The sequence below is a fragment of the Streptomyces sp. NBC_00775 genome (assembly GCF_036347135.1).
Classification (GTDB): Bacteria; Actinomycetota; Actinomycetes; order Streptomycetales; family Streptomycetaceae; genus Streptomyces; species Streptomyces lutosisoli.
The window spans coordinates 9,155,189-9,170,776 of sequence record NZ_CP108938.1 but is presented as its reverse complement, the minus strand read 5'-3'; the positions used below and the strand labels follow the sequence as shown (position 1 = coordinate 9,170,776).

At 70.8% G+C, this 15,588-nt stretch carries 15 protein-coding genes and 1 pseudogene; 8 read left to right on the top strand and 8 right to left on the bottom strand.

The window, feature by feature from the left end:
- Positions 1 to 12 precede the first annotated feature (12 nt).
- From OIC96_RS40790 to OIC96_RS40765, 6 genes and pseudogenes are all read left to right on the top strand, one after another.
- Positions 13 to 1,044: a hypothetical protein gene (locus tag OIC96_RS40790; RefSeq protein ID WP_330303016.1), complete on the top strand. Its 1,032-nt coding sequence runs from the start codon at positions 13 to 15 to the stop codon at positions 1,042 to 1,044.
- A gap of 65 nt (positions 1,045 to 1,109) precedes the next feature.
- Positions 1,110 to 2,153, top strand: coding sequence for a hypothetical protein (locus OIC96_RS40785; RefSeq protein WP_330303017.1), 1,044 nt, complete (start codon positions 1,110 to 1,112; stop codon positions 2,151 to 2,153).
- A 76-nt stretch (positions 2,154 to 2,229) separates the two neighbouring features.
- Positions 2,230 to 3,282, top strand: coding sequence for a hypothetical protein (locus OIC96_RS40780; protein ID WP_330303018.1), 1,053 nt, complete (start codon positions 2,230 to 2,232; stop codon positions 3,280 to 3,282).
- 230 nt (positions 3,283 to 3,512) lie between these two features.
- Positions 3,513 to 3,916: pseudogene (locus OIC96_RS40775) on the top strand (MFS transporter); the annotation flags it as partial.
- A 387-nt stretch (positions 3,917 to 4,303) separates the two neighbouring features.
- The gene (locus OIC96_RS40770; protein ID WP_330303019.1) at positions 4,304 to 4,855 is read left to right on the top strand and encodes a SigE family RNA polymerase sigma factor; all 552 of its coding nucleotides are present in this window, start codon (positions 4,304 to 4,306) and stop codon (positions 4,853 to 4,855) included.
- Positions 4,852 to 5,568, top strand: a complete 717-nt coding sequence (locus tag OIC96_RS40765; protein WP_330303020.1) for a SecDF P1 head subdomain-containing protein — start codon at positions 4,852 to 4,854, stop codon at positions 5,566 to 5,568. Before OIC96_RS40770 ends, OIC96_RS40765 begins: the two co-directional genes overlap by 4 nt.
- 24 nt (positions 5,569 to 5,592) lie before the next feature.
- On the opposite strand, the gene OIC96_RS40760 is transcribed toward OIC96_RS40765, so the two are convergent.
- The 4 genes from OIC96_RS40760 to OIC96_RS40745 all read right to left on the bottom strand — a co-directional run bounded on the left by OIC96_RS40760 (position 5,593) and on the right by OIC96_RS40745 (position 9,766).
- Entirely contained in the window at positions 5,593 to 6,438 is an 846-nt protein-coding gene (locus OIC96_RS40760; protein WP_330303021.1) for a spermidine synthase, read from the bottom strand.
- Positions 6,439 to 6,557: 119 nt separating this feature from the next.
- Positions 6,558 to 7,400: a patatin-like phospholipase family protein gene (locus OIC96_RS40755; protein WP_330303022.1), complete on the bottom strand. Its 843-nt coding sequence runs from the start codon at positions 7,398 to 7,400 to the stop codon at positions 6,558 to 6,560.
- A gap of 112 nt (positions 7,401 to 7,512) precedes the next feature.
- Positions 7,513 to 8,682 carry an elongation factor Tu gene (tuf, locus tag OIC96_RS40750; RefSeq protein ID WP_330303023.1) on the bottom strand — a complete coding sequence of 390 codons (1,170 nt, stop codon included), beginning with the start codon at positions 8,680 to 8,682 and terminating at the stop codon, positions 7,513 to 7,515.
- Between the two features lie 349 nt (positions 8,683 to 9,031).
- On the bottom strand, positions 9,032 to 9,766 hold the full coding sequence (locus OIC96_RS40745) for a DNA alkylation repair protein (RefSeq protein ID WP_330303024.1): 735 nt from the start codon (positions 9,764 to 9,766) through the stop codon (positions 9,032 to 9,034).
- 50 nt (positions 9,767 to 9,816) lie between these two features.
- On the opposite strand from OIC96_RS40745, the gene OIC96_RS40740 reads away from it, so the two are divergent.
- Complete coding sequence (locus OIC96_RS40740; protein WP_330303025.1) at positions 9,817 to 10,647, top strand: TVP38/TMEM64 family protein; 831 nt, start codon at positions 9,817 to 9,819, stop codon at positions 10,645 to 10,647.
- 76 nt (positions 10,648 to 10,723) lie between these two features.
- Here OIC96_RS40740 and OIC96_RS40735 read toward each other — a convergent pair whose 3' ends face one another.
- Entirely contained in the window at positions 10,724 to 11,893 is a 1,170-nt protein-coding gene (locus OIC96_RS40735) for a thiolase family protein (RefSeq protein ID WP_330303026.1), read from the bottom strand.
- 102 nt (positions 11,894 to 11,995) lie between these two features.
- Here OIC96_RS40735 and OIC96_RS40730 point away from each other — a divergent pair, with 102 nt between their 5' ends.
- Entirely contained in the window at positions 11,996 to 12,457 is a 462-nt protein-coding gene (locus OIC96_RS40730) for a winged helix-turn-helix transcriptional regulator (RefSeq protein WP_330303027.1), read from the top strand.
- A gap of 53 nt (positions 12,458 to 12,510) precedes the next feature.
- On the opposite strand, the gene OIC96_RS40725 is transcribed toward OIC96_RS40730, so the two are convergent.
- Genes OIC96_RS40725 through OIC96_RS40715 form a run of 3 tightly spaced genes read right to left on the bottom strand, consistent with a single transcriptional unit; the run spans position 12,511 to position 15,406 of the window.
- Complete coding sequence (locus tag OIC96_RS40725) at positions 12,511 to 13,236, bottom strand: cupin domain-containing protein (protein WP_406501374.1); 726 nt, start codon at positions 13,234 to 13,236, stop codon at positions 12,511 to 12,513.
- Positions 13,233 to 14,174, bottom strand: a complete 942-nt coding sequence (locus OIC96_RS40720; protein WP_330303028.1) for a PmoA family protein — start codon at positions 14,172 to 14,174, stop codon at positions 13,233 to 13,235. The genes OIC96_RS40725 and OIC96_RS40720 overlap by 4 nt, the downstream gene beginning before the upstream one ends.
- Positions 14,171 to 15,406, bottom strand: a complete 1,236-nt coding sequence (locus OIC96_RS40715; protein ID WP_330303029.1) for a Gfo/Idh/MocA family protein — start codon at positions 15,404 to 15,406, stop codon at positions 14,171 to 14,173. Before OIC96_RS40715 ends, OIC96_RS40720 begins: the two co-directional genes overlap by 4 nt.
- Between the last annotated feature and the right edge of the window lie 182 nt (positions 15,407 to 15,588).

Genomic DNA, 15,588 nt, shown 5'->3' with positions numbered 1-15,588 from the left:
TCGTTACGCCTCATGTGGCCAGGAGAGCAGCCGCCAGGGGGCGCGCAAAATCCGCAGCAGAACGCCGGGAGCGGACAGCCGTACGCGGGAGGTGGGCAGCCGTACGCGGGCGGTGAGCAGCCGTACGCGGGCGGTGAGCAGCCGAATCCGTACCAGCAGCCGGGATATCAACAGCCCAACCCGTATCAGCAGCCGCCGGGGCCCTGGAATGCCCCGACGGTCACGGCGGGCCCCGCGGCACCTCCGCCGACGGGCGGCGACGGCAACAGGACCAAGGTCATCGCGATCGTCGCGGCGGCGGCCGTGGTCGTGGCCGCCGGTGTCACCGGATTCGTCCTGCTCGGCGGCGGCAAGGACGACAGGACCGACCCCGAGCCGACCAAGTCCCCGTCCCAGCAGTCGAGTCCGACGAGCGATCCGCGGGGCACCGACGACGCCGAGAAGCCGACCGTGGCCGGCTGGAAGGCCGTGGTGAACCCCAAGCGCGGCATCGCCTTCGACGTGCCCGCGGAGTGGGGGCTCAAGTCGACCAGCTGGGTCACGTACGTCTCGAAGAACGACGACCCCGAGGACAAGCCTCTCATCGGCGTCGCGGCCCCCGCCCTCCTCAAGGAACAGTGGTGCGGCTCCGACGAGGACAAGGACGGCACCAAGGAGTACTCGATGCTCGCGGGCGCCGGAACCAAGGGCAACAACGGGGCGAAGAGCCCCGCGGAGGCCGCCCGCGCCGACGCGGCGATGTGGGTCTACGGCGCCTACACCCAGCCCGACAAGAAACTCGTCACGTCCACTGCCGTGGAGTCGTACACGACGAAGTCCGGCATCACCGGCAGTCTGGCCACCGCCTCGTCGTCGGGTGTGAAGAAATCGAAAAAGTGCGTCACCGACGGAAAGGCCACCGTCTTCTCCTTCAAGGACCCTTCGGGCGACATCGTGTCGTGGGAGTTCTTCGGAGCCAAGGGCGTGTCCGAGGAAGTATCGGACGCGACGGTGCGGCAAATCCTCGCCACCGTACGGCTCTTCAAGGCTCCCTCCGACTCCTGACCGGTACATGGCTGACGAGTCACGGTGACCGAAACGTGTCACAGGCAGCACTAGGGTTACTGCACATGTGGCCAGGACAGCAGCCGCCCGGGGGCGAGCAGAACCCGCAGGACCAGAACCCCTATCAGCAGCCGGGGTACCAGCAGCCGAATCCGTACCAGCAGCCCGGATATCAGCAGACCGGGCAGCCCGGGTACCAGCAGCCGGGGTATCAGCAGCCCAACGCGTACGGGCAGCAGCCCGGGCAGGAGCAGTGGGGCGCTCCCTCTCCCATGGGAGCGCCCGAGCCTCCGAGCGGTGGCGGGAACCGGACGAAGGTCATCGCGATCGTGGCGGCCACGGCCGTGGTCGTGGCCGCGGGTGTGACCGGCTTCCTGGTCCTCGGCGGGAGCAACGACGACAAGGCCGACGGCGGCAAGGACTCGAAGCCGTCGGTCAGTCCATCGCCGGACCCGAGCGCGTCGGCCTCGGACGACAACCCGCGCGGCGGCGACGACGAGAAGCCGACCATCGCCGGCTGGAAGGTCGTCGTCAATCCCAAGTGGGGTACGGCGTTCGACGTTCCGGCGGACTGGGAGGTCGAGTCGCCGGGCACGTCGATCGGCTTCGAGAAGCACAACGCCAAGGCCGGCGACAAGCCCATCATCATGATGTCGGCGCCCGCCTACTTCAAGTCCAAGTGGTGCACGTCCGACGACGACAAGGACGGCACCACGGAGGACACCCCCCTCGGCGCGGTGGGCACCAAGGGCGCGAGCGGCGCCAAGAACGCCGACGAGGTCGCCGTGAACCAAGTGCCCTGGTGGGTGTACGGCGGCTACACACAGCCGGACAAGAAGAGCATCACCTTCGATAAGAAGGCCAAGCCGTACACGACGACATCGGGCGTCGAAGGCAGCATCGCCTGGGCCAGGTCCAAGAACACGCCCCAGAAGGGGAAGTGCGCGAGCGACGGCAAGGCCATCACGTTCGGGTTCAAGAACTCCGCGGGCGACTACGTGGCATGGAATCTGTACGGAGCCACCGGCGTGGACCAGGAAATCCCCGACGCGACCATCCTGAAGATCCTCAGCACCGTACGGCTGCACGGGGATCCGACGTCGTCCTGAGCCAACTCCCCGGGTGCCCGGCCCTCTTGGGACCGCCTTGGCACCCGGGTCCCGGGCCCCTCTATCGTTACCGGCCATGTGGCCAGAACAGCAGCCGCCCGGGGGCGAGCAGAACCAGCAGGACCAGAACCCGTACCAGCAGCCGGGGTACCAGCAGCCGAATCCGTACCAGCAGCCCGGATATCAGCAGACCGGGCTGCCCGGGCAGCCCGGGTACCAGCAGCCCAACCAGTACGGGCAGCCGCAGTGGGGAGCTCCGCCGGAGCCCCTCGGCGCGCCGCAAGCACCCGGCGTCGGTGGCGGTGGCGGTGGCGGTGGCGGCAACAAGACCAAGATCACCGCGATAGTCGCGGCCTCGGCCGTCGTGATCGCGGCAGGCGTCACGGGCTTCCTCGTCCTGGGCGGCGGCAAGGACGACAACGCGGGCGGCGACCCGTCCAAGTCGCCCAAGGCGTCCGCCTCCACGTCGCCGAGCGCGAGCGGTGGTGACGACAACCCGCGCGGCGGCGACGAGGAGAAGGCCACGATCGCGGGCTGGAAGGTCGTGGTGAACCCGAAGTGGGGCACCGCCTTCGACGTTCCGGCGGACTGGGATGTGAAGACTCCCGGTACCTTCATCGGCTTCGAGGACGACAAGAAGGGCGACGGCTCCTCACTGATCGGCATGTCCGCGCCCGCCTTCCTCAAAGAACAGTGGTGCACGTCCGACGACGACAAGGACGGGTACGAGAGCGACACGGCGCTGGCCGCCGCGGGCACCAAGGGCCAGAGCGGTGCCAAGAACACCGACGACCCCGCGCGCAACGACTCGGCATGGTGGGTCTTCGGCGGCTACACCGACCAGAAGAGCGCCTCCAAGAAACTACTCACCATCGGCAAGCCCAAGCCGTACACGACGACGTCGGGCGTCGAGGGCAGCGTCGCGACGACGTACTCGTCCGGGGTCCCCAAGAAGGGCAAGTGCGACTCCGACGGCAAGGCGACCACGTTCGCCTTCAAGAACTCGACGGGCGACTTCGTGTCCTGGACGTTCTACGGCGCCAAGGGCGTGCCCGAGGAGGTGTCGGACGCGACCGTGCGGAAGATCCTCAGCACGGTACGGCTGCACGGTGATCCGACGGATTCCTGAGCGGCGTACGGCGGACTGAGCCAGGTACGGCGGGACGGAGCCGGGAAGGGCGGACTGAGCGGGTACGGGTGTAGAGGGCCGGCTACGGCGGTGGGGTTTCCGCATCGCCACTCGCCACCCTCCACCCACCGCTCGCCTCTCGCCTCTCTCCGCCCAGGGGCCCCTGACCTGTGTCCGGCACTCGTAGAACTGGTTTGGCAAGTCGGGGCTCCGGCGGCGAAAGTTGCTCGGTGACCTCTGCCGCCGACTTCCCCCGACACTCGCGCCTCCCTTCCTGGGCGGGCCGGACTACACCCTGCTGACCGCCGCCGCGGTCGTCACCAACCTGGGCAGCCAGGGCGCGCTGATCGCTGCGGCGTTCGCGGTACTCGACGCGGGCGGCGACGGGGGTGACGTCGGCCTGGTGGCGGCGCGGACGCTGCCACTGGTGCTCTTCCTGGTCATCGCCGGTGACGCCCGGCTGTGGCAGATGATGATGCTGTCCGCGCTCGACGGCACGGGACAGGCGTTCTTCAACCCGGCGGCCGAGGGCATGCTGATGTCCTCGGCCGGCGGCGAGCAGGCGAGCCGCGCCTTCGCGATGTTCCGGATGGCGATGCAGGGCGCGGGCCTCGGCGGCGCGGCACTCGGGGGGCCCTGCTCATGACCCGCTGGAAGCCCCGCCGGCTCCTGCTCGCGGGCACCCTCTGCGTCTTCCCGCTCGCCGCCCCCGCCACGATGACCTCACGTTGTCCGCAGGGCCACCCGTCGGATAGGTAGTTGAGCTCGACCTCAGTCATGGCCTTGAAGGCGACCTGGTGAGCGGGAGGCTCCTCAGGCCGGGCTGCCGGCGCCGGCGCTGGTCCGGACAGCCGCCAGGTTCGAGAACGGTGCCCTGGTCGAGTGACAGGACCAGGCCCCATGAACCGCCGCGACGCTCCGCGCGAGGAGCCTGGCAGCGTCATGGTCGAGAAAGTCTGACCGGCAGGGCAGTCGAACCCCCCTCCGTACCCGTCTTTACGGGGGAACGAGGGAGGGCACATTGAACGCCGACGAGGAACGCGAGTTCCGCGAGTTCGTGGCGGCGCGGTCGAGATCGCTGCTGCACACGGCCTACCTGCTGACCGGGGACTGGGAGCAGGGCCGCGACCTCCTCCAGACCGCGCTTGCCTCCACCGCTCGGCGTTGGTCGAAGCTGCGCGACCGGCAGCAGCCGGAGATCTATGTGCGCCGGGCGATCTACCACGCCCAGGTGGACCGCTTCCGACTGCTCAGCTGGGGACGGGAGACGGTCACCGACACCCTGCCGGACCAGCCGTCCGCGCAGGTCGCCGACTGGGCCGACACCGTGGTCCAGCGGCAGGACATCATGGCCGCGCTGCGGCGGCTGCCCAAGCGCCAGCGCGCGGTGATCGTGCTGCGCTACTTCGAGGACCGGCCGGACAGCGAGATCGCCGCGATTCTGGGCGTCGCCCAGGGGACGGTCCGCAGCCAGACCCACAAGGCCCTCGCCTCCCTCCGCACCTCCTTGGCCGAGGCAGGGCCGTCGGCCGCCTCCTCCTCCACTGCCTCCGGAAGGGGCGTCATCGCATGAACGACTCGACCGAACACCCGCTGCACGAAACGTTGCTGCACGATGCCTTGCACGCCCATGTCCGGGAGAGCGGCGGTAATGCCGCCGGTCCCTATCTGGTCGGCCTGGCCGACGGCGCGTTGCAGGTCGCCCGGCGGCGGCAGCGGCTGGCCCGCGCCGGGGTCGGCATCGCTGCCGCCGCCGTGGTCGCCACCGCCTGGGTGGCCGTCGCGGACGACGCGACCCAGCACGCGCACGTAGTTCAGCCCGCCGCAGGGGGCACTGGGAACACCGAGAAGGTGGCCCTGATCTCCATCCTGCCGGTCACCTCGTCCACGGAGCACGCCTGCGCCGATGGCAGCGGGGGCTACACCGTGCACGCGAGCGCGACCCACCCGGCGTACTGCGTCCACGCCGACCGGGCAAGGGGCATGACCGACGTCCGTGTCACCTCCGCGAAGGCTGAGAAAAGCACCATCGACGGCACCTGGCAGGTCGAGGTGACCCTCAACTCCGCCGACCGGACCCGTTTCGCCGCCCTCACCGGCTCCATCGCCAAGGACCCGTCCCCGCGCAACGGATTCGCCATCGTCATCGACGGCAAGCTCTGGGGCAACCCCTTCGTGACCTCCTCGATCACCGGCGGCCGTCTCGAAATCGTCGGGGCCTTCGTCGGGGACCTCACCAGCGCCACCGCCCACGACCTCGCCCTCCGGCTGGATACCGGCAGATAACCCGCGGCGGCCGTCGTGCCCGGGTCAGCCGATGCTGAAGGCTCCGTCGGGCGGCTCGGGTGAGGGGACCGCGTTCTCGTCGCGTACGGGTTCGGCGGCGCCGATGAACTCCCGCAGCGCGAGGCCGTGTTCGACCCGTGCCGGGAAGGCGTCGGAGGCGGTGCGGCGGGCGAGGGCGGCCGTGTCGAGGGGGCGGTGGGATGCCACGAGTACCGCGTTGCCGAAGCGGCGGCCGCGCAGGACGCCCGGTTCGGCGATGAGTGCCAGTTCCTCGAACACCGTCGAGAACGTGGCGAGTTGGGACCGGAGGAAGGCGAAGGGCGCGGCGTCGGCGAGGTTGGCCAGGTAGACACCGTCGGCGCGCAGCACACGCTCGGCGGCCAGCGCGTACGCGGTGGACGTCAGGTGCGCCGGTACGCGTGCGCCGCCGAAGACGTCCGCGATGAGGATGTCGGCGGAGTCGGCCGGGGCGGCTTCGAGCCAGGCGCGGGCGTCCGCGCCGTGCAGGGTGATGCCCGCGTCGTCGGGCACGGGCAGATACTCGCCGACCAGGGACAGCAGGCCCCGGTCGGCCTCCACCACGTCCTGCCGCGAACCGGGCCGGGTCGCGGCGACATAGCGGGGCAGGGTGAGCGCCCCTCCGCCGAGGTGCAGCACGTCCAGGGCCGCCTCCGGCTCCGCCACCGTGTCCAGCACATGCCCGAGCCGTCGCGCGTACTCGAACTCCAGATGCGTCGGCGCGTCCAGGTCGACGTACGACTGCGGCGCCCCGTCCACCGTCAGCAGCCAGGCCTGCTTCCGGTCGACGTCCGGCATCAGCTTGGCGGTCCCGTGATCCACGGCCCGTGTCACGGGTATCGGCTCGTCCACGGGTCCATTGTGCCGGTGTGCCGACCCCGCTTGTGTCTGGCCGCGGGTCGGAGGTGGCTGGTCGCGCGGTTCCCCGCGCCCCTGCGGGGCGCTGTGGCCAGGTCGGCTACAGGGGCGCGTCAGTGCTGCCAGGCCCCTGCGACCTCCTCGGCGTGGGCCACCGCCTGCGTCCGGCCGGCGTGGGCGGCTGCCGCTCTGACCTGGGGGTCCAGCGGGTTTCGGCCGAAGGCCTGCTTGGCGGCCCGGTCAGGGGTGACGACGGTGACCCGGGCACCCGCCTCGGCGAGCTTGCGGCTCTGGTCGGCCGCTGAGACGAGCGGGCCGCCGCCCGCGCCGACGGGTGCCAGGACGACGACCTGTCCGTACCCGGCGGCGAGGTGGGCGTTGGCCGGTGAGTGGGTGCCGCCGTCCATCCAGCGGCGGCCGTCGACGGTGACCGGCGGCCAGGCGCCCGGGACGGCGCAGCTCGCGGCCATGGCGTCCACGAGCCGCACTCCGCTGTCCTTGTCGAAGACGCGCAGTTCGCCGGTGGCCGTGTCGACGGCGGGCATGCGCAGCGGCCGTGCCGGCCATTCGTGTGAGGCGAGCCGGCTCTCGATCGCGTAGCGACGCGCCGCCTCGTCCTGGGTGCGGGCCGCCAGGGCCATCCGGCCGATCTTGCGGCCGTAGGCCTCGGGGGTGCGCGAGGTCAGCGTCGCCCATGCGTAGCGAACGTAGGCGCCCGGGCCCAGGCGTCCGGCCGGCTCCGCGCTCTGCGGCAGAAGCTGACGCTGGTACAGCTCCAGCAGGGTCAGTCTGCCCGAGGCGAGTTGAGCGCCCACGGACGAGCCGGCCGACGTACCGATCACCACGTCGGCGTCGCTCAGATCAACGCCCGCTTCGAAGAGCCCGTACAGCATCCCGGAGAGCCAGCCGATCCCTCCGCTGCCCCCGCCGCCGAGCACAAGTGCCTTGTCCGCCATGGCTTTCCCCTCCACGACCCTTGCCTGTGATCAGTCTCGCGCACGGCACTGACATCGGTACGAGCGGGTGCCCGCTCCCCTCGGAGCGGGCACCCGCGTCCTGCCCCGGCCGTCAGCCGACCGAGGTCACCGTCCCGGCGCCGACCGTCCGGCCCCCCTCGCGGATCGCGAAGCCCAGACCGGGCTCCAGCGGCACCTCGCGGCCGAGCTCGACCGTCATGGTGACGGTGTCGCCGGGCCGGGCGACGGCCGCCTCGCCGAGGTCGACGTCGCCGACCACGTCCGCGGTGCGGATGTAGAACTGCGGCCGGTACCCGGTGGAGACGGGGGTCGTACGACCGCCCTCGCGCGTCGACAGGACGTACACCCGCGCCGTGAAACGGCTACTGGGTACGACGCTGCCGGGCGCGGAGACGATGTGCCCGCGGCGGACGGCGTCGCGTGGCACACCGCGCAGCAGCAGCGCCACGTTGTCACCGGCCTGCGCCTCCTCCATGGGCTTGCCGAAGGTCTCCAGACCGGTGACCACCGTGTCGACGGCGGCACCGAGCACTTCGACACGGTCGCCGACGCGGATGGTGCCGCGCTCGACCGCCCCGGTGACGACGGTCCCGCGCCCGGTGATCGTGAGCACGTTCTCCACCGGCAACAGGAACGGCGCGTCGAGATACCGCTCGGGCATCGGCACATACGTGTCCACCGCGTCGAGCAGCGCGTCGATCGCCGCGGTCCAACGGGGGTCCCCCTCAAGGGCCTTGAGACCGGACACCCGTACGACGGGTACGGAGTCGCCTCCGTAGCCGTGCGCGGACAGCAGTTCGCGGACCTCCAGCTCCACGAGGTCGGTGAGCTCCTCGTCGCCCGCGTCGGCCTTGTTGAGGGCGACGACGATGTGGTCGACACCCACCTGCCGGGCGAGCAGCACGTGTTCGGCGGTCTGCGGCATGATCCCGTCGAGCGCGGAGACCACGAGGATCGCCCCGTCGAGCTGGGCCGCGCCGGTGACCATGTTCTTGACGTAGTCGGCGTGGCCCGGCATGTCCACGTGCGCGTAGTGCCGGGTGTCGGTCTCGTACTCGACGTGCGCGATGTTGATGGTGATGCCGCGGGCGGCCTCCTCCGGGGCGCGGTCGATCCGGTCGAACGGGACGAAGGTGCCGGAGCCGCGCTCGGCGAGAACCTTGGTGATGGCGGCGGTCAGGGTGGTCTTGCCGTGGTCGACGTGACCCATCGTGCCGATGTTCAGGTGCGGTTTGGTGCGCACGTAAGCCGTCTTGGGCATGGCTGTACCTCGAAGCCTCTTCAGTGTCAGCGGAACTGAGTGATGGCCCCGGCGCATACGGGCCGGGACGGGGACCCCAAGGGACTTGCCGACCCTCCCCCTGCGGGGTCCGCCGGACGATCCGGGAAGGGTCAGCTTCGGGCGCCGTCGACGGCGGCCACGATGATCGGGACGGCAGCCTTCGGCGCATCCGCGACTGCGGATGCTGCGAGGAGGAAGGCGTACCGGAACATGAGGAGATCATTGCCCACGCGTCTGCCCGCGTCGAATGGTTTTCCATGACCACGGGCCGGGGTGTTTCGGGCGGTGCGGCGGGGGTTCAGGGGGCTGAAGGGACCTTCCCGGAACCTCAGGCGCCGATGTTCTTGAGCGCCTCGCGCACCGACAGCGGCGCGAGCCTCCCCCGCTCCCGGGCGACGAAGTCCCGTACGGCCTGCGGGTCCGTCTTCGCGTACTCGCGCAGACACCACCCGATCGCCTTCCTGATGAAGAAGTCGGGGTGTCCGGACTGCCGGACGCAGTATCCGAAGAGGCGTTCCGTGTCGGTGGCGTCCTTGTAGCGGAGCTGGTGGAGCAGGGCCGTACGCGCGACCCACAGGTCGTCGTCCTCGCTCCACGCATCCATGTCGGTCTTCAGCTTCGGGTCGGCGGCCACCAGGCCTCCCACTACGTGGGAGGCGAGTGCGTCGACGGTGTCCCACCAGGGGACCGTGCCGACGAGGTGACGGGCCACGGGCAGGAAGCCCGACGACAGCCGCCGCACATGGCGGTGCAGGTAGTCGACGGCGAAATAGTGGTACTCACGCTCCGGCAGCTCCCAGCAGCGCAGCGCGAGCGCGGTGCAGTCGGCCTCGTCGGGGCGGGCGGTGTCCTGGAGGACGGTCCGCGACAGGGCGCGGCGCTCGGGCGTGGTCAGGCCGAGGAAGGGCGCGATGTCCTTCATGTAGGCGCGCATCGACGCGGCCCGTTCCGGATCGGCGGCAGCGGCGTATGTGGCGGTGAGCCGTTCCAGCACCGTGTCCGCGAGCGTGCTGTTCGGCACCTCGAACTGCGCACCCGACGTTCCGGAAGCTGTGACGCCCATGAGACGAACCATACGGCGATCACACACACTGGTCGGTTAGTGTCACCGGAATGCTCGATGCCACCATCCGCTCTGGGGGCACCGCCACGGCCACTCCCCGCGCCACAGCCATGGAGCTCGTCATCGCCTCTGACCTCGCCATCGCACCGGATCTCACCGTCGCGGCACACGCTGCCGACGCCCTGGAGGCCGCCACCGCTCCCGTGAGCCTGGCCGCCCGGTGCACGAGAGTCCTGCTGTCGCCCTGGTCGCGGCTCTCCCTGCTCCTGGTGCTGCTCGCGGCGGCCGCGTCGAGCGTGCTGCTCTTCGAACCGCAGCGACTGCTCGCCGACGGCTGGCCGCCGCAGCTCGGTGGCGCCGCGGCGGCCGTCGCGTTCGCCGTGGCGTACGGGCTGTGCACGGTCGCGTTCGTGCCCCGGCCGCTGCTCAACCTCGCGGCGGGCGCCCTCTTCGGCTCCGAACTGGGCCTGGGCACCGCGCTCGCGGGCACGGTGCTCGGTGCCGGTGTCGCCTTCGGGCTCGGCCGGATCCTCGGGCAGGACGCGCTGCGCCCGCTGCTGCGCGCCCGCTGGCTGAAGGCGGCGGACGGACAGCTCAGCCGCCATGGCTTCCGCTCGATGATGGTGGCCCGGCTGTTCCCCGGGGTGCCGTTCTGGGCCGCCAACTACTGCGCGGCCGTCTCCCGCATGGGCTGGCTGCCCTTCCTCGTCGCGACCGCGCTCGGCTCCATCCCGAACACCGCCGCGTACGCCGTCGCCGGCGCCCGTGCCTCGTCGCCGACGTCGCCCGCCTTCCTGATCGCGATGGGCTTCATCGCCGTACCGGCGCTGGTCGGAACGGTGGTGGCCTGGCGCAAGCGCCACCACCTGCGCGGTCACTGAGGCACTGGACCGCCCCGAAGCACAACACCGCCCTGAAGCAGTACGCCGCCTCGAAGCACTACACCGCCTCTCGGCACTACACCGCTTCCAGCACCATCGCGTTGGCGAGCCCGCCCGCCTCGCACATCGTCTGCAGCGCGTAGCGGGCTCCGCGGGCCCGCATCGCGTGGACGAGGGTGGTCGTCAGACGGGTGCCGCTCGCGCCGAGCGGGTGGCCGATCGCGATCGCTCCGCCGTGCACATTGACCTTGGACAGATCGGCGCCCGTCTCCTGCTGCCAGGCGAGGACGACGGCCGCGAAGGCCTCGTTCACCTCGAAGAGGTCGATGTCGCCGAGGGTCAGGCCGGCCTTGCGCAGCACCTTCTCGGTGGCGGGGATGACGCCGGTGAGCATCAGCAGCGGGTCGGAGCCGGTGACGGCGAAGCTGTGCAGCCGGGCGATGGGGCGCAGGCCGAGGCGGGCCGCGGTCTCGCTCGACGTGATGAGGACGGCGGAGGCGCCGTCGTTGATGGGGCTCGCGTTGCCCGGCGTGACGGACCAGTCGATCTGCGGGAAGCGTTCGCCGAAGGTGGCGTCGTAGTAGGCGGGCTTGAGCCCGGCGAGTATCTCCGTGGTGCTGGCGGGCCGGACGCACTCGTCGCGGGTCACCCCCTCCAGGGGCGCGACCTCGGCCTCGAACAGACCGTTGCTCCAGGCCGCGGCCGCCTTGTGGTGCGAGCCGACCGCGAAGGTGTCCATCTCCTCGCGCGAGATGCCCCACTTGGCGGCGATGAGTTCCGCGCTGATGCCCTGCGGCACCAGGCCTTCCGGGTAGCGCTCGGCGACCCCGGGTCCGAAGGGGTCCTTGCCCGCCGGCACGTTCGACCACATCGGTACGCGGCTCATCGATTCCACTCCGCAGGCGACCGCCATGTCGTACGCGCCCGACATGACGCCCTGCGCGGCGAAGTGCACGGCCTGCTGGGACGAGCCGCACTGGCGGTCCACCGTGGTCGCGGGCACCGTCTCGGGGAATCCCGCGGAGAGCACGGCGTACCGGGTGGTGTTCATGGCCTGCTCGCCGACCTGATCGACGGTGCCTCCGATGACGTCGTCGATCAGCGCGGGGTCGATGCCGGAGCGCTCGACGAGGGTGCGCAGCGTATGGGCGAGGAGTTCCACGGGGTGGACATGGGCGAGGGAGCCGTTCGGCTTGCCCTTGCCGACGGGGGTGCGTACGGCTTCGACGATCACGGCGTCACGCATGTTTGATCTCCAAACTCACTGAGTTTGCTTTCCAAACCCGCTATGTGACTCAAGAGTAACTCAGTGGGTTGGAACAACCAACCCACCCCGTAGACTGATGGCATGAAGGACGCCCGCCCTTGCTCGATCGCCGACACGCTCGCCCTCGTCGGCGAGAAGTACTCCCTGCTCGTGCTGCGCGAGGTGTCGCTCGGCGCCACACGCTTCGACCAGCTGGTACGCAACATCGGCGCCCCGCGCGACGTGCTGACGGCACGGCTCAAGCGGCTCGTCGACGCCGGCGTACTGGAGAAGGTGGAGTACAGCGACCGCCCCAAGCGCTACGAGTACCGGCCCACGCAGGCCGGGCTGGAGCTGGAGCCGGTCCTGCTGACGCTCATGGCGTGGGGCGACCGGCATCTCCAGGAGGGCGGCTTCCGCCCGATGGTGCTGGAGCACATCTGCGGCAATGAACTGGTCCCGCAGGTCGTCTGCAGGGAGTGCGGCAAGGAGGTCGAGCACGACGACCTGACGGCCCATCCGCAGTCCCCGGGCTGGACGGCGACGGGACCCGCCGCGGCGTAGCCGTCAGCGACCGTCTTCACCGGTACGCACCGAAGCGGCCGACGCGGGACTCCCTAGACGGTGCCCTTGTAGACGTCGAGCCGCCCGCACATCCCGAACTTGCCGTACGCGGACGGTTGTTCGGCCCGAACGACGGCGTCGCCGAGGTGGGACGTGTCGCCCCGCTCCAGCCGGTCGAGCTGGTCCCCCGTGGCCGAGGCGGCCGCCTCGGCCCCGCGCCGCCATCGTTCGCGCCACTCGGCGAGGCGGGGCCGCACCAGCGTGGCGGCGGCCCGGTGGAACGCGGCGAGCGGCTCGGGCCCGTCCGCGGCACGCAGCGCCCGGTAGCCCTCCAGGGCGAGGTCGCGCCGGGCCCGGGCAACCCGCGCCTGCTCCTCCTCGGACACGTCCGCCGGGATCACGGTCGCGGCCGCGTACGTCTCCGGGTCGTTCAGGTACTCCGGAGGCAGCGTGAGGACCGCGTCGCCCGCCTCCGGCAGACCGTTGTTCTGCATGAGGACGGTGATGCGCAGATCGTCCTCGTTGACGAGCCGGTGGATCGTGCCGGGCGTGAACCACGCGACGGTACCGGGCACGAGCGGTGTGACCTCGTACCCGGACGTCGTCAGTGTCTGAACGGCACCGCGCCCGCCGGTGACGACGTACGCCTCCGAACAGGTGAGGTGCAGATGGGGAGTTCCGCCGGACACGCCGTCGGCCGCCGGCCAGTCGTACACGCACAGGTGCGAGACGGCGACCGCTCCCGGAAGTCCGGTGAACCCGGTGACGGGGTCGCTCACCAGGGATGCGCCTCCAGATACTTGGTGACCTCCGCGCGCTCCCAGGCCCCCTCGGCGACGACCACCCGGTAGCGGCGGGTGAGGGTGTCGCCGGGCGCGAGTTCCAGTTCGTCGTAGAAGGCGAGCGACGGGGCGACGGCGGCGAAGGGTTCGTTGCGGACGAACCAGTGGGCCGGGTGCGCGCCTCGGGAACCGGAGTGATCGTTCTCGGGGGCGTGTGCGAAGACGAGGGTCGCGTATCCGTCGGAGCCGTCGTGCTCCCCCGAGTACGCGAGCCACGGCGCCTGCCGCCCCATGAGCTCGGGCCCTTCGGAGTCGGGCCCGATCACCCGCCCGTCCCTGAAGGCTCGCGGCCCGCGCCAGAACAGGCCCGTGTAGCCCGCCATCTCCCGCCCGGCGGTGGTGGGGCTGCCGAAGCGCAGCGGCTCGTCGCGGCGGTTGGTGACCGCGGTGGTCCAGGTCAGCGCCCAGGAGCCCGCTTCGGGATCGACGTCGTGCACCTCGATGCGGCGCTCCTCGTCGGCCCACAGATCACCGTCGTACGGGTGCCATGTGAGGCGCTCGGTGATGACCGCGCGGCCACCGGACGAGGTGACCTCGTCGAAGGTGACGTGCGCCATCGATCCGACGCGCTCTGGGAGTTCGAGATATCCCTTTCCATGGACGTATGTGTTGCCGCCCCACAGGTTCTGGCCGGAGAGGTGGGAGGCCGTCATCTGGAGGCCCTTGTGCCAGCGGTGGTCGTTGGGCCGGTAGTCCGTGACGACGTGGTTCGCCAGCGTCCGGAGCGGATGCAGATACGGCTTCGGGGACTCCCAGGCGGCCTCGGTCCGGTAGACGTAACTCAACAGCTCCACGCCGGTGGCGACTTCACTGATCGTGATGCGCTCGCCATGCGTGTGGACGACCCGCAGACCGCCGCCCGACGACGTGCTCATGCCGGCACCTCCTGGCCCGCGGCGGACGCGGACACCTCGGGGACCACGGCGGACGATCCCTCGGCGACCGCGGGAGCCCAGCCCGGCGCACCCCCGTGCAGCGCCGCGTAGTACGGATCTCCCGGGCCGATCTCCCCCGCCCGCACGGTCGTGTCCGTGAACGCCGACTTGTAGAGCGCGGTGATCAGCTCCAGGCTGGTCCGCCCGTCGGCACCGCTGCTGCGCGGCCGCTCGCCCGCACGCATGCTCGCGACCAGCTCCCGCAGTTGCGCGAGGTGCGAACTCGGCACGTCCGCGCCGAAGTCCCGCCAGGCCGCCGCCTCGGTGTCCGGCACGTCCGGTGCCGGGGTGATGCGCCAGTTGTCGTTGCTGTGCCCGTAAAGATGGGTGAGCTCGACGGTGGCACGCTCGCAGTCGATGCGGATACGGCTCACCTCGTCCGGGCTCAGGACACTGTTGACCACGGTGGCCATCGCGCCGCTCGCGAAGCGGACGAGGGCGGTCGAGACGTCCTCCGTCTCCACGTCGTGCACCAGACGTCCGGCCATCGCCCGCACCTCGCTCCACGGCCCCAGCAGGTCGAGCAGCAGATCCATCTGATGGATGCCGTGCCCCATCGCGGGCCCGCCGCCCTCGGTCGCCCAGCGTCCGCGCCAGGGCACGGCGTAGTAGTCGGCATTGCGGTACCAGGTGGTCTGGCAGTGCGCGACCAGCGGACGTCCCATGGCCTGCTCGGCGATCAGCCGCCGTACATGCTGTGCGCCCGAGCCGAAGCGGTGCTGGAAGACGATCGAGGCGTACGGGCCTCCGTCCGTCCCCTCCTCCGCCTCGACGGCGTCGAAGTCGGCGAGCGTCGGTACGGGCGGCTTCTCGCACCAGACCCAGGCGCCGGCGCGCAGCGCGGCGACGGTCTGCTCGCGGTGCAGGGTCGGCGGGGTGCAGATGGCGACCAGGTCGGGCCGCTGCTCTTCGAGCATCCGGTCCAGATCGGTGTACGCGTGCGGGATGCCCGCCTCGGCACAGAACTCCCGGACCGCGCCCTCGGCGATGTCGACCGCGGCGACGATCTCCGTCTCGCCCTCCTCTGCGAGCCGCGCGAGCGCCGGGTAGTGGCTTCCGCGCGCGATGGCGCCGGCGCCGATGATGGCGGCCTTGATACGGCGGCCGTCGAACGGGTCCACCGGACGGTTCGGGGAGGTCTCGGGGCTGCTTGCGGTGCGGGATGTGCTCATGTACGTGATCAGCGCTCCACCGGACGTGACGTCAGACGTTGGCCAACGCATGATGACACCGAGCGAACCCTGGCGGCAGCAAGCGCTTTCCCCTCCACTGCAACGTATGCGGCGGTCCAGCGGCCGGTCAACACCCCGGTCACACGATGGACAACGTTGCCTCACACCCGGGGGCGCGATCA